Origin of the sequence: Psychrobacillus mangrovi, assembly GCF_037104765.1 — a bacterium.
GTDB classification, from domain to species: domain Bacteria; phylum Bacillota; class Bacilli; order Bacillales_A; family Planococcaceae; genus Psychrobacillus; species Psychrobacillus mangrovi.
Genome location: NZ_JBAWSY010000015.1, coordinates 23,567 through 44,526 on the forward strand (window position 1 = coordinate 23,567; position 20,960 = coordinate 44,526).

General features: G+C 38.4%; 20 protein-coding genes and 2 other annotated features. All 20 genes read left to right on the top strand.

Going from position 1 to position 20,960, the window contains the following annotated elements:
• Positions 1–216 precede the first annotated feature (216 nt).
• The 20 genes from WAX74_RS15785 (at position 217) to rpoC (ending at position 20,895) form a co-directional block, all read left to right on the top strand.
• Positions 217–1,305, top strand: coding sequence for a PIN/TRAM domain-containing protein (locus WAX74_RS15785; protein ID WP_336498637.1), 1,089 nt, complete (start codon positions 217–219; stop codon positions 1,303–1,305).
• Between the two features lie 73 nt (positions 1,306–1,378).
• The gene (gene ispD / locus WAX74_RS15790) at positions 1,379–2,068 is read left to right on the top strand and encodes a 2-C-methyl-D-erythritol 4-phosphate cytidylyltransferase (protein ID WP_336498638.1); all 690 of its coding nucleotides are present in this window, start codon (positions 1,379–1,381) and stop codon (positions 2,066–2,068) included.
• A gap of 1 nt (position 2,069) precedes the next feature.
• Positions 2,070–2,549, top strand: coding sequence for a 2-C-methyl-D-erythritol 2,4-cyclodiphosphate synthase (gene ispF / locus WAX74_RS15795; protein ID WP_336498639.1), 480 nt, complete (start codon positions 2,070–2,072; stop codon positions 2,547–2,549).
• 116 nt (positions 2,550–2,665) lie between these two features.
• Positions 2,666–4,129, top strand: coding sequence for a glutamate--tRNA ligase (gene gltX / locus WAX74_RS15800; RefSeq protein ID WP_336498640.1), 1,464 nt, complete (start codon positions 2,666–2,668; stop codon positions 4,127–4,129).
• Between the two features lie 58 nt (positions 4,130–4,187).
• Positions 4,188–4,411, top strand: a binding site (T-box leader).
• 45 nt (positions 4,412–4,456) lie between these two features.
• On the top strand, positions 4,457–5,173 hold the full coding sequence (gene cysE / locus WAX74_RS15805; RefSeq protein WP_336498690.1) for a serine O-acetyltransferase: 717 nt from the start codon (positions 4,457–4,459) through the stop codon (positions 5,171–5,173).
• Positions 5,154–6,554, top strand: a complete 1,401-nt coding sequence (cysS, locus tag WAX74_RS15810) for a cysteine--tRNA ligase (protein ID WP_336498641.1) — start codon at positions 5,154–5,156, stop codon at positions 6,552–6,554. The genes cysE and cysS overlap by 20 nt, the downstream gene beginning before the upstream one ends.
• A 4-nt stretch (positions 6,555–6,558) precedes the next feature.
• Positions 6,559–6,978: a Mini-ribonuclease 3 gene (locus tag WAX74_RS15815; RefSeq protein WP_336498642.1), complete on the top strand. Its 420-nt coding sequence runs from the start codon at positions 6,559–6,561 to the stop codon at positions 6,976–6,978.
• The gene (gene rlmB, locus WAX74_RS15820; RefSeq protein ID WP_336498643.1) at positions 6,979–7,740 is read left to right on the top strand and encodes a 23S rRNA (guanosine(2251)-2'-O)-methyltransferase RlmB; all 762 of its coding nucleotides are present in this window, start codon (positions 6,979–6,981) and stop codon (positions 7,738–7,740) included.
• A 4-nt stretch (positions 7,741–7,744) separates the two neighbouring features.
• Positions 7,745–8,254: an NYN domain-containing protein gene (locus tag WAX74_RS15825; RefSeq protein WP_336498644.1), complete on the top strand. Its 510-nt coding sequence runs from the start codon at positions 7,745–7,747 to the stop codon at positions 8,252–8,254.
• Positions 8,255–8,324: 70 nt separating this feature from the next.
• On the top strand, positions 8,325–8,969 hold the full coding sequence (gene sigH, locus WAX74_RS15830; RefSeq protein WP_336498645.1) for an RNA polymerase sporulation sigma factor SigH: 645 nt from the start codon (positions 8,325–8,327) through the stop codon (positions 8,967–8,969).
• 75 nt (positions 8,970–9,044) lie between these two features.
• Positions 9,045–9,191, top strand: a complete 147-nt coding sequence (gene rpmG, locus WAX74_RS15835; protein WP_336498646.1) for a 50S ribosomal protein L33 — start codon at positions 9,045–9,047, stop codon at positions 9,189–9,191.
• A gap of 43 nt (positions 9,192–9,234) precedes the next feature.
• A complete protein-coding gene (gene secE, locus WAX74_RS15840) occupies positions 9,235–9,420 on the top strand; it encodes a preprotein translocase subunit SecE (RefSeq protein WP_336498647.1) in 186 nt (61 codons plus the stop codon).
• A 102-nt stretch (positions 9,421–9,522) separates the two neighbouring features.
• On the top strand, positions 9,523–10,056 hold the full coding sequence (gene nusG, locus WAX74_RS15845; protein WP_336498648.1) for a transcription termination/antitermination protein NusG: 534 nt from the start codon (positions 9,523–9,525) through the stop codon (positions 10,054–10,056).
• Between the two features lie 256 nt (positions 10,057–10,312).
• The gene (gene rplK, locus WAX74_RS15850; protein ID WP_151701748.1) at positions 10,313–10,738 is read left to right on the top strand and encodes a 50S ribosomal protein L11; all 426 of its coding nucleotides are present in this window, start codon (positions 10,313–10,315) and stop codon (positions 10,736–10,738) included.
• 128 nt (positions 10,739–10,866) lie between these two features.
• Positions 10,867–11,559, top strand: a complete 693-nt coding sequence (rplA, locus tag WAX74_RS15855) for a 50S ribosomal protein L1 (RefSeq protein WP_336498649.1) — start codon at positions 10,867–10,869, stop codon at positions 11,557–11,559.
• A gap of 42 nt (positions 11,560–11,601) precedes the next feature.
• Positions 11,602–11,744 (top strand) — a sequence feature (ribosomal protein L10 leader region).
• A 35-nt stretch (positions 11,745–11,779) separates the two neighbouring features.
• On the top strand, positions 11,780–12,280 hold the full coding sequence (rplJ, locus tag WAX74_RS15860) for a 50S ribosomal protein L10 (protein WP_336498650.1): 501 nt from the start codon (positions 11,780–11,782) through the stop codon (positions 12,278–12,280).
• A gap of 67 nt (positions 12,281–12,347) precedes the next feature.
• Entirely contained in the window at positions 12,348–12,710 is a 363-nt protein-coding gene (gene rplL / locus WAX74_RS15865; protein WP_053591304.1) for a 50S ribosomal protein L7/L12, read from the top strand.
• A gap of 76 nt (positions 12,711–12,786) precedes the next feature.
• Positions 12,787–13,389: a class I SAM-dependent methyltransferase gene (locus tag WAX74_RS15870; RefSeq protein ID WP_336498651.1), complete on the top strand. Its 603-nt coding sequence runs from the start codon at positions 12,787–12,789 to the stop codon at positions 13,387–13,389.
• Between the two features lie 235 nt (positions 13,390–13,624).
• Complete coding sequence (gene rpoB / locus WAX74_RS15875) at positions 13,625–17,179, top strand: DNA-directed RNA polymerase subunit beta (protein WP_336498652.1); 3,555 nt, start codon at positions 13,625–13,627, stop codon at positions 17,177–17,179.
• A gap of 113 nt (positions 17,180–17,292) precedes the next feature.
• Complete coding sequence (gene rpoC / locus WAX74_RS15880; protein WP_336498653.1) at positions 17,293–20,895, top strand: DNA-directed RNA polymerase subunit beta'; 3,603 nt, start codon at positions 17,293–17,295, stop codon at positions 20,893–20,895.
• The last annotated feature ends 65 nt before the right edge of the window (positions 20,896–20,960 follow it).

A 20,960-nucleotide genomic window follows, 5' to 3' on the forward strand; every position in this document is an offset into this window, starting at 1 on the left:
GTTTTTGCGACGAGCTTGCGCAGGAGCGAGGGAAGCGGCTGAAGCCATGCCGGCGGAAAGCGTCCGCCTGGAATGGAAATTAACGGCTCTAAGAGATACCTTGAAGAGTTTTTAGTGCCCTCTGGATTAACAGGGGTGACTAGTTGCTCCTGTTAGTCAAAATAGACGTATTACAAAATTTGGCGTTATAATAAATGATATATGGAGGTGGAATGTTTGTTAAAATGGATTATTCAAATTGCATTCATTTTAATAGGAGGTACATTAGGGTTAATTTTTTTACCGCACTTATATGAACTTATAAATTTATCCAATATCCCTTGGATTCATAATCCATATGTATCTGTTATTATTGGTGCAATCATACTTTACATTGCCGCATTATTTTTGACAGACTATTTAATTAATTTTATTCGATGGATGGAAGAACGTCTTTTGAGGGCGCCAATAGGTGACTTACTTTTTGGTACATTAGGGCTTGTCATTGGTTTAATTGTTGCGTTTTTACTTGGAACGGCTATTAATAATATTGCTATTCCGGGCATAGGCTCGGTTGTACCGGTTCTTTTATCTATTGTACTTGGGTATTTAGGTTTTCAAGTAGGGTTCAAAAAACGTGATGAGCTTTTGCAAGTTTTTACTCCTTCCAAACAATCGGGAAATAAGAAAAAAAATCCAGAGGATGAGGAGCAAGGTTTAATTACTGGAACATACAAGCTTCTTGATACTAGCGTTATAATTGATGGACGAATTGCTGATATTTCGCAGACCGGTTTTATGGAAGGTATACTGGTAGTTCCACAATTTGTTCTGACTGAATTACAGCACATAGCTGATTCTTCGGATACTTTGAAGAGAACAAGAGGACGTCGAGGGCTAGATGTGTTAAAAACATTACAAACAGAACGAACTTCTGCAGTAAAGATTGTAGAAGATGATTTTGAAGACATCCACGAAGTAGACATGAAACTTATGCGTCTGGCGAAGAAAATGAATGGAATAGTTGTTACGAATGACTTCAACTTAAATAAAGTTTGCGATCTTCATCATGTGCGCGTACTTAACATTAATGACCTGGCTAATGCGGTAAAACCAGTTGTTATTCCCGGGGAAATAATGCATGTAGTCGTTATTAAGGATGGTAAGGAGCATAACCAAGGTGTTGCTTACTTAGATGATGGTACGATGATCGTAGTAGAAGGTGGAAAATCTTATATTGGACAGGCTTTGAATGTGGAAGTTACAAGTGTTCTTCAAACTTCAGCAGGTCGAATGATTTTCGCAAAACCACAGGACTCGAAATAATGGGGAGGGTTGTTTCCTAAATTTCATTAGGAGAACACCCTTTTTCTATTGTTATAGGAGGAGAGATTTAGGGATGTACACGGTATTATTACCTGCTGCAGGTAGTGGGAAACGTATGGGAGCTAATCAAAATAAGCTTTTTCTAGAGCTGCGAGATGTTCCAATCTTAATACATACTTTGCGCGTTTTTGAGAAGGACTCTATGTGTCAACATATTGTGTTAGCGGTAAAAAAAGAAGAACAGGCATTTATTGAACACTTGCTAATGAAATACCAAATTTCAAAAGTAGCAGCAATTACGGAAGGAGGAGCGGAACGTCAGCACAGTGTATATGCTTGCTTAAAAGCTTCTCCAAGCCGTGGAATTGTACTTGTACATGACGCAGCAAGACCTTTTATTAAACAAGAGGTTATTCACCAACTTGTTGAAACTGCAAATCAATCGAGAGCAGCAGTTGCGGCAGTTCGTGCAAAAGATACGATGAAAAAAGTGGAAAATGGTATAATTCAAGAAACCGTGAATCGAGAAAGTTTATGGATTATTCAAACGCCTCAAGCTTTTCAATTTGAACTTTTAGAAAAAGCAGAGCGTTTGGCAAATGAAGAAGGCTTTTTAGGTACAGATGAAGCGATGCTTGTCGAACGCTTAGGGGAAAGTGTACATATCGTGGAAAGTACATATGATAATGTAAAAATGACTACAAAAGAAGATCTTCTTTTTGGTGAAGTAATATTGAATAAAATGAAGCAGGAGGAACAATAACATGATACGAGTTGGACAAGGATTTGACGTACATGAATTTGCGGAAAATCGCCCTTTAATAATTGGAGGAGTTTCAATTCCTTATGAAAAAGGACTAATTGGACATTCAGACGCAGATGTATTGCTTCATACGATAACAGATGCAGCACTTGGAGCAATCGGTGAAGGGGATATCGGCAGACACTTCCCTGATACTGACCCTGATTTTAAAGATGCAGATTCAGCAAAACTACTGGAGCATATTTGGAAGCTAGTTGATGCTCGTGGATACAAATTAGGCAATATCGATTGTACGATTATTGCACAAAAGCCTAAAATGGCTCCCTATATTGAGACAATTCGTGTACGCGTGGCGGAGTTACTTCAGGCGGATGTATCCCAAGTAAACGTGAAGGCAACAACGACAGAAAAGCTTGGATTTACAGGGCGTGAAGAAGGAATTGCTTCAATGGCGACAATATTGCTTTTAAAGAAAGACTAACTTTTAAAAACACGTTAGCAGTGGTAGAATAAATAAAGTTTATCCTGCTTAACGGATAGTAAGATGTTACAAGCTGAAGTTTTACTTTATATGAACGAAAACTAGGAGGATATAAAATGGCACAAGAAGTTCGCGTACGATACGCACCAAGCCCAACAGGATATTTACATATCGGAGGGGCGCGTACAGCATTATTTAACTATTTATTTGCACGTCATCATAATGGGAAATTTATCGTTCGTATTGAGGATACAGACATCGAGCGGAATGTAGAAGGCGGCGAATTATCGCAACTAGAAAATCTAAAATGGTTAGGTATCGAATACGACGAATCAGTTGATATTGGTGGGCCATATGCACCTTACCGTCAAATGGAACGCCTAGATATTTATACAAAGCATGCAGAAGAAATGCTGGAAAAAGGACAAGCTTATAAATGTTTCTGTACGTCGGAGGAATTAGAAGCAGAACGTGAAGTGCAAAAAGCAAATGGCATAGCTGCTCCGATGTACAATGGGAAATGTCGTCATTTATCTTCTGAAGAAGTGCAAGAAAAAGAAGAAGCAGGCATGCCCTATACAATCCGTATGCGTATTCCTGAAAACGTAACATATACATTTGAAGATTTAGTTCGTGGATCTGTTACTTTTGAATCCAAAGATATTGGTGACTGGGTGCTTGTAAAAGCAAATGGTATTCCAACGTATAACTATGCTGTAGTTTTAGATGATCATTTTATGAAAATTTCCCATGTATTCCGTGGGGAGGAGCATTTATCTAACACTCCAAAACAATTAATGATATTTGATGCATTTGGGTGGGAATATCCTGCTTACGGTCATATGACGTTAATCATTAATGAAAATCGTAAAAAGCTTTCAAAACGTGACGAGTCTATTATTCAATTTGTCACTCAATATAAAGATCTTGGTTACTTACCTGAAGCAATGTTTAACTTCTTTGCACTTTTAGGATGGTCTCCTGAAGGGGAAGAAGAAATTTTCTCGAAAGAGGAAATCATTAAAATATTTGATGTGAATCGATTATCTAAATCACCTTCTATGTTTGATAAACAAAAATTAACATGGATGAATAATCAATATATTAAGCAATTACCACTTGAAAAAGTTGTGGAACTTGCATTGCCACACTTACAAAAGGCAGAGCTACTTCCGGCAGAGTTGTCGGAAGAACAAAAAGCTTGGGCAACAAAGCTTATCGCTCTTTACCATGATCAAATGAGTTTTGGTGCTGAAATAGTTGAATTATCAACACAATTCTTTGATCACGAGATTGCATATACTGAAGAAGCGGCAGAGGTATTAGTAGGTGAACAAGTTTCAGAAGTAATGGCTGCATTCAAAACACAATTAGAAACTTTAGAAGTATTTGAAGCAGCTGAGATTAAAGCTGCAATCAAAGCAGTTCAAAAAGAAACTGGCCATAAAGGGAAAAATCTATTTATGCCAATCCGTGTGGTAACGACTGGTCAAACACATGGTCCTGAATTGGCTGATGCTATCAGTCTAATAGGCAAAGAAAAAGTAATTGCTCGAGTGGCTAAATACGCAAAACAATAATATTGACTTTCCTCTAATAAGGTGTGAAAATGAGGATACAAATTCCGAATGGAAGCTAGAAAAAGCAAGGATGAGGAGAAGTAAGTAACACAAGTTCTTTAGAGAGGACCATCATCGGCTGAAAGTGGTCTGAACCAATGAGTTACTGAAATGCACCTCTGAGTGCCATGCCGAAAATGTCAGTAGGCTGGACGTATCATCTGCGTTAAGGATGCGAAGTGGAAAGGGTGTTTTTATTTACCTTTTCAATCAGAGTGGAACCGCGCCCAAAGCGTCTCTGTCTATTTATAGACAGAGACGCTTTTTATTTTGGAAAAAAGTGTACTCATAGCGCTTTTCAAAGAAAGGAGAAAAGGGATGTTTGAGCGAATCAAAGAAGATATATCTGTCGTATTTGAACAAGATCCTGCAGCAACAAGTATCCTGGAAGTAGTATTGACATATTCAGGTTTACACGCTATTTGGAGTCATCGAATTGCACATGCTTTTTATAAAAAGAAATTATTTTTCCTCGCACGAGTTATTTCCCAAATTAGCCGGTTTTTCACCGGAATTGAAATTCATCCTGGGGCGAAAATTGGTAGACGATTTTTTATTGACCATGGAATGGGTGTCGTCATTGGGGAAACATGTGAAATAGGGGAAGACTGTACGATATATCAAGGTGTCACATTAGGCGGTACAGGAAAAGAGAAAGGGAAAAGACATCCTACACTTGCAAATAACGTGTTAATAGCAACGGGTGCCAAAGTGTTAGGATCTATTACAATTGGAGAAAATAGCAAGGTGGGAGCAGGGTCTGTTGTTTTAAAAGATGTGCCTATGAACTCAACGGTAGTTGGTATACCTGGAGTTGTCGTAATTCAAGACGGTGTAAAAGTGAAACAAAATGTACATCATCAAGATTTGAATCACCAAGACTTACCGGATCCTTTTGCTGATAGATGTAGAGAGATGGAGAATGAAATTAAAAATTTACAAGATGAAATAGAAATACTTAAAAAGGAAAAGGAGATAAGTATACATGGCAATACAAATTTTTAATACATTAAAACGTGAAAAAGAACCCTTTGTACCAATGGAAGAGGGAAAGGTGAAAATGTATGTTTGTGGACCAACTGTATACAACTACATTCATATCGGAAATGCTCGTCCAGTAATCGTATATGATACGGTAAGGAAATATTTGCAATACCGAGGATACGAAGTAACATATGTATCTAACTTTACAGATGTGGATGACAAAATTATTAAAGCTGCAAATGAGTTAGGTGAAGAGGTTTCTGAGTTAACGGAACGTTTTATTGAAGCTTATTTTGCGGATGTAGAGGCATTAGGATGCAGCCGGGCTGATTCGCACCCTCGTGTCACCGATCACATGACGGAAATAATTGATTTTATTAAAGTGTTAGAAGATAAAGGATATGCGTATGAATCTCAAGGAGATGTATACTACCGCACAAGAAAGTTTGATGGATATGGAAAGCTTTCTCACCAATCGGTTGATGATTTAAAAGTTGGTGCACGCATCGAGGCTGGGGAAAAGAAAGAAGATGCTTTAGACTTTGCATTATGGAAAGCTGCGAAGCCAGGAGAGATTTTCTGGGAGAGCCCATGGGGCAAGGGACGTCCAGGGTGGCACATTGAATGTTCGGTAATGGCTCGAGAAGTACTAGGTGATACAATTGATATCCATGCCGGTGGGCAAGATTTAACTTTCCCTCATCATGAAAATGAAATTGCACAATCGGAAGCACGAACAGGTAAAACGTTTGCGAGATATTGGATGCATAATGGCTACATCAATATCGATAATGAAAAAATGTCTAAATCGCTAGGAAACTTTGTTTTAGTAAATGATATTCGTCGAAATCTTGATCCACAAGTATTGCGTTTATTTATGCTTAGTGTTCATTATCGTCACCCAATTAACTATTCCGGTGATTTGGTAGAACAAGCGGAAGCAGGCCTAGAACGTATTCGTACATCGTATGCAAATCTGTTACATCGCTTAGACGCGACAGCTGATTTAGGTGATCACCATGATATTTGGATGCACAAAATAGAAGAAGTAAAAGAGCAATTTATCACTGCTATGGATGACGATTTTAACACAGCGAACGGAATTGCTGCGGTGTTTGAATTATCTAAGCTTGCAAATACTTATCTATTGGAAAAACAAACTTCTGAGAATGTGTTAAAGCAATTCCTAACTATTTTTGATGAGCTGACTGCGGTATTAGGAATTTCTCTCCAAAAAGAAAAGGAAGTGTTGGATGAAGAAATTGATGCATTGATCGAAGAACGGAATCAAGCGAGAAATGATCGCAATTTTGCCCGTGCAGATGAAATTAGAGATCAATTAAAAGAAATGAATATTATTTTAGAAGATACAGCGCAAGGTATCCGATGGAAAAGAGGATAAACTTATGACTAACTTTAAGTTATCCGATGTTAAACAATTAAACTCGTTAGCCTTAGCCTATATGGGAGATGCCGTCTTCGAACAAGTCGTTCGAGAGCATCTCATCCGTTCTGGTCGAGTAAAGCCAAATATACTGCATAGACAAGGAACTAAGTATGTATCTGCAAAAGCACAGGCGAAGATTGTTCATGAGCTTTTAGACAAAAATTTTCTATCCGAAGAGGAAATTGCGGTATTAAAAAGAGGTAGAAATGCAAAGTCTGGTACAGTACCGAAAAATACAGATGTCCAAACGTACCATTATAGTACAGCGTTTGAAGCGTTAGTAGGAAGTTTGTATCTAAGTGAGCAAAAAGAACGGTTGCAGGAATTACTTCTATTTTCGATTGAATTTATTGACGGACAGAAAGGGGAGAAGAAGTAAATGGCAGAGAATACAGAGCAAACTGGAGAAATTATCGCTGGGAAAAACCCTGTTGTAGAAGCACTACGTTCAGGTAGAGACATGAATAAAGTATGGATTGCTGAAGGTATACAAAAAAGCGGAGTCTCGGAAATAATTCAATTAGCTAAAGAAGCAGGAATTATCGTTCAATTCGTTCCGAAAAAGAAATTAGATAACTTGACTGATGCCAATCACCAAGGGATCGTTGCTTCGGTTGCTGCTTATCGATACGCGGAACTAGACGATTTGTTTGAACTAGCTGCAAGTAAACAAGAAGATCCTCTCTTTATTATTTTAGATGAAATTGAAGATCCACATAATCTTGGGTCTATTATGAGAACAGCAGATGCGGTTGGGGCACATGGTATTATAATTCCAAAAAGACGTGCTGTAGGACTAACAGCAGTGGTTGCAAAGGCGTCTACTGGGGCGATTGAGCATATTCCGGTGTATCGAGCTGGAAATCTAGCACAAACGGTAGATGAATTGAAAGAACGTGGAGTATGGATTGCAGGGACAGATGCTACAAAGTCCACTGACTATCGTCATATGGATGCCACACTTCCATTAGCGCTCATTATTGGTAGTGAAGGTAAAGGGATGAGTCGTTTATTAAAAGATAAGTGTGATTTCTTATACCATTTGCCAATGGTCGGTCATGTAACAAGTTTAAATGCGTCTGTTGCTGCGTCAATACTTTTATACGAAGTATTACGTGTAAGACGTCCTCTTCAAGGATAATCTGATGCAGATTCTTCTTGTCGATGGTTATAATATCATCGGCGCATGGAAAGAGTTAAGAGTTTTAAAGCAAGAAAAACTTCTAGACGCTAGAGACCGACTTCTGGAACTGATGGCTGAATATAAAGCGTTTACGGGTATACGTGTAATTGTCGTTTTTGACGCACATTTAGTACCAGGAATTGAAAATAAGCAGAAGCAACGCGATGTAGAGGTTATTTTTACTCGTACAAATGAAACAGCAGATGAACGCATTGAGAAGCTTACGAGAGAATTAAGTGGTAGAAAAATTGAAATTTATGTAGCAACTTCTGATATGACGGAGCAAAGAGTTATTTTTGGACAAGGCGCATTAAGAAAATCTGCTCGAGAATTTGAAATTGAAATGACGGCTATATCATCGAATATAACGAAAAAAGTGAGGTATATTCAGGATAATAAGCCGTCTTCCAAGATCCCTTTAACAGACGAAGTTGCAGAAATTTTCGAAAAATGGCGAAGAGGAATGAAATGATGCATTGACTGGATAAATTTTCATCCTGTATACTTGTGATAACTATCGTAAACTTGCAGAGGTGACTTCATTGGAAAAGATCGAACATAATCTACAACAATTAGATAGTTTACAAGATGAGGAGCTTGTAGAGATGGTTCATCAAGGTAACACTGAAGCGCTGGATTTTTTAATTACGAAATATCGCTCTTTCGTTCGAATGAAAGGCAGATCCTATTTTTTAATTGGAGCAGACAAGGAAGATATTCTGCAAGAAGGAATGATAGGATTATATAAAGCGATCCGTGATTTTAAAGAAGAAAAGCTAGCATCCTTTCGGGCATTCGCAGAGTTGTGTATTACTAGACAAATTATTACTGCAATTAAAACTGCTACACGTCAAAAGCATATTCCGCTAAATTCCTATGTTTCATTGGACAAGCCGATCTATGATGAAGAATCCGATCGAACTTTGATGGATATGATTGCCGGCTCTGTAATAGATGATCCGGAGGAATTGATTATCAACCGAGAAGACTATGACTATATGGAAGAGAAAATGGCGGAAATTTTAAGTGAACTGGAGCAACAAGTTCTTGCGCTATACTTGGATGGACAGTCTTATCAAGAAATATCAGAAGAACTAAATCGGCATGTGAAATCAATTGACAATGCATTGCAGCGAGTAAAACGCAAGCTAGAGAGATATATGGAGATTGGTAGTAATTATGCCTAAACACTGGGATTTTGTTGACACTGTATGTGTAAAATGATAATCTTGAAAAAGATTAGACGCCAAAAAGGTGAGATAATGACAAAGAAAATTGTCTTGAGTTGTGAGAAATGTGGAAATCGAAATTATTCGTTTCCTGCATCGAAAGAAAGTGCAACACGTGTAGAACTAAAAAAATATTGTGCGCACTGTAACGAACATACACTTCATAAACAAACATTATGAGTATGTAAAAAAGATAGATTTTCCGTGTGGAGGTTTAGCTAGAATGGCTAATGTTGGAGGATTTTTTAAAAATGTAATGTCCGAAATGAGAAAAGTAAGCTGGCCTAAAAAGAAAGAGCTTACGAAATATACAGTGATCGTACTTACAACTGTTGTAATTATGACTGTATTTTTTGCTTTAGTAGATTTAGGAATTTCAGAACTTTTCCGTTGGTATTTGGATTTATAAAATGTAGTATGTTAATATTTTGAAAATAGCCCGTCTTATCTAAACGAACGGGTTTTTTCATTTGTCTGAGAAAAGGAGGGAAGGACGATTAGTCCAGCAACTATGGAAAAAAATTGGTATGTCGTTCATACTTACTCTGGGTATGAAAATAAAGTAAAAGCAAACTTAGAAAAACGTGTAGAAACAATGGGGATGCAAGATAAAATTTTCCGAGTATATATCCCTGAACAAGAAGAAACAGATATTAAAGATGGAAAAAAACGTGTTGTAACGAGAAAAACTTTTCCTGGGTATGTATTCGTTGAGCTTATTATGACGGATGATGCTTGGTATGTAGTTCGAAATACACCAGGTGTAACAGGATTCTTGGGTTCTTCGGGCGGAGGAACAAAACCAACTCCAATAGCTCCTGAAGAAGTGGAATCTATGTTGAAACAAATGGGTAATACCGAAGGCAAAGTGGAAATCGATATTGAAATCGGAGAACTAGTAGAAGTACTAGAGGGACCATTTGCTCACTTCCAAGGGAAAGTAGAAACAATTGATACTGCTAAAGGAAAAGTGACAGTTTCTGTAGATATGTTTGGCCGAGAAACTAATATGGAGTTAGATTTCGATCAATTAACAAAAATATAATCCTTGTCAAGCGTAGTGCAAGCACTTTTTAATGATCTGAAGTGATACGTTCAAATTAGAACTAGTTCACACTAAAAAATATTATTTTCCATTGTTGCTTGCTAAAGATTGAAAATAGTGGTATCATTTCAAAGGTCAGACTGAAAACGAGTCTGCATTAATTTTTATAATGTTATCGGCAATTCGCTGAGAGACAGATATTTGAGTGGGAGGGGCAACCCAATTACCACATCACGGACTTAAGGAGGTGTGTCTCGTGGCTAAAAAAGTGATTAAAGTTGTTAAATTACAAATTCCTGCTGGTAAAGCAAACCCAGCGCCACCGGTTGGTCCTGCATTAGGACAAGCGGGTGTTAATATCATGGGATTCTGTAAGGAGTTCAACGCACGTACTGCAGATCAAGCAGGTCTAATCATTCCGGTTGAAATTTCTGTATTTGAAGATCGTTCATTTACTTTCATTACAAAAACTCCACCGGCAGCAGTGTTACTTAAAGTAGCAGCAGGTATTCAATCTGGATCAGGTGAACCAAACCGCGTAAAAGTGGCTAAAGTGAAACGTGATAAAGTTCGCGAAATCGCAGAACAAAAAATGCCAGATTTAAATGCAGCGTCTGTTGAAGCAGCTATGTTGATGGTTGAAGGTACTGCACGTAGCATGGGTATTACGATCGAAGACTAATACTTAATGTGCATTTTGATATGACGCATTTGTTTTTTGGAAGGTTGTAGTTGTTCCTAAGAATAACTGCAACCTTTACACGTGGGAGGTTTATTCCGCTAAAACCACTATCAAGGAGGACATTTTAAATGGCTAACAAAGGTAAAAAGTTACAAGAATCTTCAAAATTAGTTGACCGTAATGCATTGTACTCAGTTAAAGAAGCAATTGAACTTGCTAAAAAAACGAGCACAGTTAATTTTGATGCAACTGTAGAGGTTGCTTTCCGTTTAGGAATCGATACTCGTAAAAATGACCAACAAATCCGTGGAGCAGTTGTGCTTCCAAACGGGACTGGTAAAACTCAACGTGTATTAGTATTTGCTAAAGGCGAAAAACTAAAAGAAGCAGAAGCTGCTGGTGCAGACTTCGCAGGTGATGTAGAATACATCAACAAAATCCAACAAGGATGGTTCGATTTCGATGTTATCGTTGCGACACCAGATATGATGGGTGAAGTTGGTAAAATCGGTCGTGTACTTGGACCAAAAGGCTTAATGCCAAACCCAAAAACAGGTACAGTTACATTTGACGTAACAAAAGCTATCGAAGAAATCAAAGCTGGTAAAGTAGAATACCGTGCTGACAAAGCAGGTATCATTCACGCTCCTATCGGAAAAGTTTCTTTCGAAGACGACAAATTAGTAGAAAACTTCTTAACAGTATTTGATGTAGTACAAAAAGCTAAACCAGCTGCTTCAAAAGGTATTTACATGAAGTCTGTAAATGTTACAACTACTATGGGTCCAGCTGTAAAAATTGATACTCAATCAGTAAAATAATAATTGACAATAACAAGTTTATCTGATAAGATGGCTTTTGTTGTGAAATATACATTTGTACCGAAGACAGTAGGAGTGACTTGTCACTTAATATCCTACCGAGGACAAGCAAATTCAGATTCTTTTAGATGATGACTTTCTGCCTCTGTGTCTATCCGTAGATCCAGAGGCTTTTCTTTTTTTTCGGTATAAATGGCCAATTCTTATAGGAGGTGCCAAAATGAACAAAGCAATTGAAACTAAAAAAGTGCAAGTTGAAGAAATTGCAGAAAAGTTTAAAGCTGCTGCTTCAGTAGTAGTTGTTGATTACCGTGGTTTAAACGTTGCGCAAGTAACTGAATTACGTAAACAACTTCGTGAAGCTGGTGTGGAATTTAAAGTTTACAAAAACTCACTTACACGCCGTGCAACTGAATTTGCTGGTGTTGACGGGATTAACGAACATCTTGTTGGACCAAATGCAGTAGCATTTTCTAACGAAGACGTAGTTGCACCTGCAAAAATCATTAATGATTTTGCTAAAAAGAACGAACAGCTTGAAATTAAAGCTGGTATCATCGAAGGTACTGTAGCATCTGCTGAAGACGTTAAAGCATTAGCAGAACTTCCATCACGCGAAGGTCTTCTTTCTATGCTTCTTTCAGTACTTCAAGCACCAATGCGCAACTTTGCGCTTGCAACAAAAGCTGTTGCAGAACAAAAAGAAGAACAAGGCGCATAATTTACGCGGCTTAACAATTAAAATAAGGCAAATAGCCTAAAACTATCCACTATAGGAGGAAAACAAAATGAGTAAAGAGCAAATCTTAGACGCTATCAAAGAAATGACAGTTCTAGAATTAAACGACTTAGTAAAAGCAATCGAAGAAGAATTTGGTGTAACAGCTGCTGCTCCAGTAGCAATGGTTGCAGGTGGCGGTGCTGCTGCAGCTGAAGAGCAAACTGAATTTGACGTAATCCTTGCTTCTGCAGGAGATCAAAAAATCAAAGTAATCAAAGTAGTACGTGAAATCACTGGTCTTGGCTTGAAAGAAGCTAAAGAATTAGTAGACAACGCTCCAAAACCACTTAAAGAAGGCATTTCTAAAGATGAAGCAGAAGCTTTCAAAGCTCAACTTGAAGAAGTTGGCGCTAACGTAGAAGTTAAGTAATTTTGTACAGTACGAAGAAAAAAGCTCGTCATTTAACGACGGGCTTTTCTTCGTATGTATTATGGAGGGTTATTCGGTGTCTGATCACTATTACTCTAGAAAGCCTCAAACAGAAAGTAAACCACGTCACTGGAATTTTACGTTACTTGGACATAATTTTCGGTTTGAAACAGATGCTGGTGTATTTAGTAAAAGCGAAGTAGATTTTGGCTCCCGTGTATTAATCGATGCTTTTGAAGCGCCGGATCGAGAAGGAGACTTTCTCGATATAGGGTGTGGATACGGTCCGATTGGTCTTTCCGTTGCGAAAGCAAATGAAGGAAGAACAGTTCATTTAGTAGATGTTAACACACGTGCAATCCAACTTGCAGAAAAAAACGCTGCTGCGAACGGGATACAAAATGTACGAATCTATGAAAGTGATGGGTTGTCAGCAGTGAACACTGCAAACTTTGCGGCTATTATAACTAATCCACCGATTCGCGCTGGAAAAGAAACTATTTTTCGTTTTTACAATGAATCCTATGAAAAGTTGGTTTCAGGGGGAGAATTGTGGGTTGTAATTCAAAAGAAACAAGGGGCACCATCAACTTTTAGCCATTTGGAAGAGATTTTTGGTCAAGTGGAAGTAGTTGTTAAAATCAAAGGATATTGGATTTTAAAAGCTACAAAAGATTGACTTGACAAAATCGCTATGATATTATAATAAAATGCAAAAATATTATTTTGAGGTAGTATGCCCTTTTGAATGAAATGGATTAAATATGGGTAGACTGGCCGAGAAAAAGTTAGTTTGATTAATAAAAAATGAGCTCTTAATTTAGAACTCGTTTTCTTTTTGTCTTTCTCGATATCATACACTAATTTGTTCATATCGAAAAGACCCATTATAGCTTTATTGAGGGGTGAATGAGTTGACAGGTCAACTAGTTCAGTACGGACAACACCGCCAGCGCAGAAGTTTTGCGCGTATTAGTGAGGTGCTTGAACTTCCGAATTTAATCGAAATTCAAACAGCATCTTACGAATGGTTCCTTGAAGAAGGTTTACGTGAAATGTTTAGAGACATTTCTCCAATCGAGGACTTTACAGGCAATCTATCACTTGAATTTGTCGACTACAGTTTAAATGAACCAAAATATTCAGTCGACGAATCAAAAGAACGTGACGCAACTTACGCAGCTCCATTACGCGTAAAAGTACGTCTCCACAACAAAGAAACGGATGAAGTGAAAGAACAAGATGTCTTTATGGGTGATTTCCCATTAATGACTGAAACCGGAACTTTCGTAATCAATGGTGCTGAGCGTGTAATCGTATCTCAGTTAGTCCGTTCACCAAGTGTTTACTTCCACGACAAAACAGACAAAAACGGTAAAAAAGGTTTTGGAGCAACAGTTATTCCAAACCGTGGTGCATGGTTAGAATATGAAATTGATGCGAAAGACGTTGTTTACGTTCGTATCGATCGCACAAGAAAACTACCGGTCACTGTTTTACTTCGCGCATTAGGCTTTGGATCAGATCAAGAAATCATCGATTTAATTGGTGATAATGAATATTTACGTAACACGCTTGAAAAAGACAGCACAGAAACGACTGAAAAAGCGTTACTTGAAATCTATGAGCGTCTACGTCCTGGTGAGCCACCTACAGTTGAAAGTGCAAAGAGCTTGCTATATTCACGCTTCTTTGACCCAAAACGCTATGATTTAGCTAACGTTGGGCGTTATAAAATGAACAAAAAGCTGCATATTAAAAATCGTTTGTTTAACCAAACAATAGCGGAAACGCTAGTGGATCCAGAAACAGGAGAAATATTAGTAGAAGCTGGTACTCTTATAGATCGACGAGTATTAGATCGACTAATTCCTCATTTGGAAAATGGAATCGGATTTAGAACATTATCTCAAGTAGGTGGTGTTTTAGAAGATGATATTACGATTCAATCGATTAAAATATACGCGCCAAATGACGAAGAACAAAAAGAAATTAATGTAATTAGCAATGCGTATGTGGAAAACGAAGTTAAAAACATTACGCCTGCTGATATCGTTTCTTCTATCGGTTACTTCTTTAACCTGTTATTTAATGTCGGAAACACGGATGATATTGATCATCTTGGTAACCGTCGTTTACGTTCAGTTGGAGAATTACTACAAAACCAATTCCGTATTGGTCTTTCTCGAATGGAGCGTGTAGTACGTGAGCGTATGTCTATAAACGACACACAATCAATTGTTCCACAACAACTGATCAATATTCGTCCTGTTATTGCATCTATCAAAGAATTTTTTGGTAGTTCACAATTATCTCAGTTTATGGACCAAACAAATCCGCTTGCTGAACTTACGCACAAACGTCGTCTATCAGCTCTTGGGCCTGGTGGTTTAACACGTGAGCGTGCTGGCTTTGAAGTACGTGATGTTCATTATTCCCACTATGGTCGTATGTGTCCGATTGAAACACCTGAGGGACCAAACATTGGACTTATTAACTCACTTTCTAGCTTTGCAAAAGTGAATAAATTTGGATTTATTGAAACACCATTTCGCCGTGTTGACCCGGAGACGGGATTAGTTACATCACGTATCGACTATTTAACTGCGGATGAAGAGGATAACTATGTGACTGCACAAGCAAACTCTCCATTATCAGATGAAGGTGCGTTCTTAAACGACGAAGTAGTAGGTCGTTTCCGTGGTGATAATACAGTATTTAGAAGAGAACAAATTGATTACATGGACGTTTCGCCGAAACAAGTAGTTTCTGCAGCGACTGCATGTATTCCGTTCTTGGAAAATGATGACTCCAACCGTGCGCTTATGGGAGCAAACATGCAACGTCAAGCTGTTCCATTATTAAATCCAGAAGCTCCGTTTGTTGGAACTGGTATGGAACATGTAAATGCACGTGATTCTGGAGCTGCTGTTATTGCGAAGTATCACGGAATCGTTGAGCATGTAGAAGCGAAAGAAATTCGTGTTCGACGTATCGAAGAAGTAGATGGAAAAGAAGTGAAAGGTGATTTAACTTCGTATAAAGTCCATAAATTCGAACGATCTAACCACGGAACATCTATAAACCAACGTCCAATTGTGAAAGTGGGAGATCGAGTAAAACCACTTGATATTCTTGCAGATGGACCTTCTATGGAACAAGGAGAGCTTGCACTAGGACGTAACGTGCTAGTAGCCTTTATGACATGGGATGGATACAACTATGAGGATGCCGTTATTATGAGTGAACGTCTCGTGAAAGACGATGTATATACTTCAGTGCATATCGAGGAGTATGAATCAGAATCACGTGATACTAAGCTTGGGCCAGAAGAAATTACTAGAGACATTCCAAACGTTGGAGAAGATGCATTACGCAATTTAGATGATCGTGGAATTATTCGTATTGGAGCTGAAGTTCGTGATGGTGACATCTTAGTTGGTAAAGTAACACCTAAAGGGGTTACTGAACTAACTGCAGAAGAACGTTTACTTCACGCTATCTTTGGTGAAAAAGCTCGAGAAGTTCGCGATACATCTCTACGTGTGCCACATGGTGCTGGCGGGATTATTTTAGATGTAAAAGTATTTAATCGTGAAGATGGTGATGAGCTATCTCCAGGAGTTAACCAATTAGTTCGCGCTTATATAGTTCAAAAACGTAAAATCTCTGTTGGGGATAAAATGGCTGGACGTCATGGTAACAAAGGGGTTATCTCACGTATCCTTCCAGAAGAAGATATGCCATTCCTTCCAGATGGAACACCAGTAGATATCATGTTAAACCCTCTTGGTGTACCTTCTCGTATGAACATTGGTCAAGTATTAGAGCTTCACTTAGGTATGGCTTCTAGACTTCTAGGTGTTCATATGGCCTCTCCAGTATTTGATGGAGCCAACGAAGAAGACGTTTGGAATACGATGGAAGAAGCAGGACTTAACCGTGATGGTAAAACTATTTTATACGATGGTCGTTCAGGCGAACCATTTGATAACCGCGTTTCTGTAGGGGTTATGTATATGATTAAACTTGCCCACATGGTTGATGATAAACTTCATGCTCGTTCAACTGGACCTTACTCACTAGTTACGCAACAGCCTCTTGGGGGGAAAGCGCAATTTGGTGGTCAGCGTTTCGGAGAGATGGAAGTATGGGCACTTGAAGCTTATGGTGCTGCTTATACATTGCAAGAAATTTTAACAGTTAAATCCGATGACGTTGTAGGTCGTGTAAAAACGTATGAAGCAATTGTTAAGGGTGAAAGTGTACCAGAACCAGGAGTTCCTGAATCATTTAAAGTATTGATTAAAGAATTACAAAGTTTAGGTATGGACGTTAAAATGTTAACAATTGACGAAGAAGAAATTGAACTTCGTGATTTAGATGAAGACGATGATATTCCTGCTGCTGATGCGCTTGGAATTTTGCCACATGCAAATGAAGAGGAACCAGTTGGTACAGCGGAATAAGAAAAAATGAAATCGGACAGGTGATACCTGTCCGTATTTCCGTATAAAATTGCATAATGCAGAGCTACTTGGAATGTCTTTCAAAGACACAAGACTAAAGGGAGGTAGGCTCCTTGATAGATGTTAATAATTTTGAGTATATGAAAATTGGTTTAGCTTCACCTGATAAAATCCGTTCATGGTCTTACGGGGAAGTGAAAAAACCTGAAACAATCAACTATCGAACACTAAAGCCAGAAAAAGATGGGCTATTTTGTGAACGTATTTTTGGTCCTACAAAAGACTGGGAATGTCACTGCGGTAAATACAAACGAGTTCGTTATAAAGGTGTAGTTTGTGACCGATGTGGAGTGGAAGTAACACGTGCAAAAGTACGTCGTGAACGCATGGGACATATCGAATTAGCTGCACCAGTTTCACATATTTGGTATTTCAAAGGTATTCCTAGTCGCATGGGTCTAATTTTGGATATGTCTCCAAGATCACTTGAAGAGGTAATTTATTTTGCTTCTTATGTAGTAATTGAGCCAGCGGATACGCCACTTGAAAAGAAACAATTACTTTCTGAAAAAGAGTATCGTGCATATCGTGATAAGTTTGGATCGAAATTCCAAGCTGCTATGGGTGCAGAAGCGATCAAACGTCTACTTCAAGAGATTGATTTAGAAAGTGAAACAGAGAACTTAAAAGAAGAGTTAAAAACTGCTCAAGGCCAACGTCGTACACGTGCGATCAAACGTTTAGAAGTAGTAGAATCTTTCCGTAACTCGGGCAACAAACCAGATTGGATGATTCTCGATGTGCTTCCGGTAATTCCACCAGAATTACGCCCTATGGTTCAATTAGATGGTGGACGTTTTGCTACATCTGACTTGAACGATTTGTACCGTCGTGTAATTAACCGTAACAACCGTTTAAAACGTTTATTGGACCTTGGTGCACCGAGCATCATCGTGCAAAACGAAAAACGTATGTTACAAGAAGCAGTAGATGCATTGATTGATAATGGTCGTCGTGGCCGTCCTGTTACAGGTCCTGGTAACCGTCCATTGAAATCACTTTCTCATATGTTAAAAGGGAAACAAGGTCGTTTCCGTCAAAACTTACTTGGTAAACGTGTAGACTATTCTGGTCGTTCCGTTATCGTAGTAGGTCCAAACTTAAAGATGTATCAATGTGGTCTTCCAAAAGAAATGGCTATTGAACTATTCAAACCATTTGTAATGAAAGAATTAGTTGAACGTGGGCTAGCTCACAACATTAAGAGTGCAAAACGTAAAATTGAACGTATGCATGCAGAAGTTTGGGATGTATTAGAAGATGTAATTAAGGAGCATCCGGTTTTATTAAACCGCGCACCTACTCTTCACCGACTAGGTATTCAAGCATTCGAACCAACATTAGTAGAAGGTCGCGCTATTCGTCTTCACCCTCTAGTATGTACAGCATATAATGCTGACTTCGATGGTGACCAAATGGCTGTTCACGTTCCTTTATCAGCAGAAGCTCAAGCGGAAGCTCGATTACTAATGCTTGCAGCACAAAACATTTTGAACCCGAAAGACGGAAAACCAGTTGTTACACCATCTCAAGATATGGTTTTAGGAAACTATTACTTAACACTTGAGCGTAAAGGTGCTACTGGAGAAGGTTCTACTTTCTATGGTCCAGAAGAAGTGCTAATTGCATACAATACTGGTCATGTACATTTGCATACACGTATCGCAATTGCTGCATCATCTTTAAATAACCAAACGTTTACGGAAGAACAAAACAAATTGTTATTGTTAACGACTGTTGGTAAAGTAATTTTTAATGAAATACTACCAGAAACGTTCCCGTATATTAACGAACCAACGGATTTCAATCTACAAATTGAAACTCCTGAAAAATACTTTGTTTCTACAACTACAGATGTGAAGAAACATATTGAATCTATGGAACTTGTTCAACCATTCAAGAAAAAAATCCTTGGAAATATCATTGCTGAAGTATTTAAACGTTTCCATATTACCGAAACATCTAAAATGCTTGACCGTATGAAGGCGCTTGGATTTAGATATTCCACTAAAGCTGGAATTACAATTGGTATTTCTGATATTGTCGTACTTCCAGACAAAGGTGAAATTCTTGAAGAAGCACAAGGAAAAGTGGATAAAGTAATGAAACAATTCCGCCGTGGTCTTATCACGGAAGAAGAACGCTATGCTAGCGTTATCGGACATTGGAGTAAGGCAAAAGAAGTTATTCAAGATAAACTGATGAAATCCCTTGATAATATGAACCCTATCTTCATGATGAGTGACTCAGGTGCCCGTGGTAACGCATCTAACTTTACTCAACTTGCTGGTATGCGTGGACTGATGGCCAACCCGGCTGGACGAATTATCGAACTTCCGATCAAATCATCTTTCCGTGAAGGATTAACAGTACTTGAATATTTCATCTCTACACATGGTGCTCGTAAAGGTCTTGCCGATACAGCGCTTAAAACTGCCGATTCTGGTTACCTGACTCGTCGTCTAGTAGATGTTGCACAAGATGTAATTGTCCGTGAAGATGACTGTGGAACAGATCGTGGTTTACTGATTGGTTCACTTATGGAAGGTACAGAAGTTATCGAGGAGTTTGGCGAACGTATTGTAGGACGCCATGCGAAGAAAACTATTTACCATCCAACTACAAATGAAGTTATTTTAGAAAGAGACGGACTAATTACACAAGATATCGCTCGTCTAATCGAAGAAGCAGGTATCGAAGAGTTAACAATCCGTTCTGCATTTACATGTAATACAAAACATGGTGTATGTAAAAAATGTTACGGCTTAAACTTAGCAACTGGAGATACGGTTGAAGTTGGGGAAGCGGTAGGAATTATCGCAGCTCAATCAATCGGAGAACCAGGTACTCAGTTAACAATGCGTACATTCCATACAGGTGGGGTTGCTGGAGACGATATTACACAAGGTCTTCCACGTATCCAAGAGATTTTTGAAGCCCGTAATCCTAAGGGGCAAGCTGTTATTTCTGAAATTACAGGTGTTGTTACTGAAATTGATGAAATTAGAGAAGGCCAAAAAGAAATTACAATTCAAGGTAATGTAGAAACTCGTAAATATATGGCTCCGTACAATGCTCGTTTAAAAGTTCAAGTAAACGATACAATTCAACGCGGACAGGTATTAACAGAAGGTTCTGTAGATCCGAAAGAATTATTGAAAGTAAAAGATGTATCTACGGTTCAAGTGTACTTACTAAAAGAAGTACAAAAAGTTTACCGTATGCAAGGGGTAGAAATCGGAGACAAACACATCGAGGTAATGGTTCGCCAAATGCTTCGTAAAGTGCGCGTAATTGAGGCTGGAGAAACAGATCTATTACCAGGTTCATTACTCGATATCCACCAATTTGCAGATGCGAATAAAGAAGCAGTGTTGAACGGGAAAATTCCTGCAACTTGTCGTCCAGTTATTCTTGGTATTACTAAAGCTTCTCTTGAAACAGAATCATTCTTATCTGCAGCGTCATTCCAAGAAACGACTCGTGTCTTAACAGATGCAGCAATCAAAGGAAAACGTGATGAATTGTTAGGATTGAAAGAGAACGTAATTATCGGTAAACTAGTTCCAGCTGGTACAGGTATGCAACGTTATCGCCAAATCGAAATCACTACTAATCATGCAGATAAAGGTAAAGAAGCAGTTAGCGCTGAATAAAAAATAAATATTAGGGAGAAAAATTCTCCCTAATATTTTATGTTTATTGTTGACACCTTTTTCTA

Bases quoted from the DNA above. Each gene is read 5' to 3' on its own strand.
- ispD (WP_336498638.1), top strand. From the start codon at position 1,379: ATGTACACGGTATTATTACCTGCTGCAGGTAGTGGGAAACGTATGGGA.
- ispF (WP_336498639.1), top strand. From the start codon at position 2,070: ATGATACGAGTTGGACAAGGATTTGACGTACATGAATTTGCGGAAAAT.
- gltX (WP_336498640.1), top strand. From the start codon at position 2,666: ATGGCACAAGAAGTTCGCGTACGATACGCACCAAGCCCAACAGGATAT.
- cysS (WP_336498641.1), top strand. From the start codon at position 5,154: ATGGCAATACAAATTTTTAATACATTAAAACGTGAAAAAGAACCCTTT.
- WAX74_RS15815 (WP_336498642.1), top strand. From the start codon at position 6,559: ATGACTAACTTTAAGTTATCCGATGTTAAACAATTAAACTCGTTAGCC.
- rlmB (WP_336498643.1), top strand. From the start codon at position 6,979: ATGGCAGAGAATACAGAGCAAACTGGAGAAATTATCGCTGGGAAAAAC.
- WAX74_RS15825 (WP_336498644.1), top strand. From the start codon at position 7,745: ATGCAGATTCTTCTTGTCGATGGTTATAATATCATCGGCGCATGGAAA.
- rpmG (WP_336498646.1), top strand. From the start codon at position 9,045: ATGACAAAGAAAATTGTCTTGAGTTGTGAGAAATGTGGAAATCGAAAT.
- secE (WP_336498647.1), top strand. From the start codon at position 9,235: ATGGCTAATGTTGGAGGATTTTTTAAAAATGTAATGTCCGAAATGAGA.
- nusG (WP_336498648.1), top strand. From the start codon at position 9,523: ATGGAAAAAAATTGGTATGTCGTTCATACTTACTCTGGGTATGAAAAT.
- rplA (WP_336498649.1), top strand. From the start codon at position 10,867: ATGGCTAACAAAGGTAAAAAGTTACAAGAATCTTCAAAATTAGTTGAC.
- rplJ (WP_336498650.1), top strand. From the start codon at position 11,780: ATGAACAAAGCAATTGAAACTAAAAAAGTGCAAGTTGAAGAAATTGCA.
- rplL (WP_053591304.1), top strand. From the start codon at position 12,348: ATGAGTAAAGAGCAAATCTTAGACGCTATCAAAGAAATGACAGTTCTA.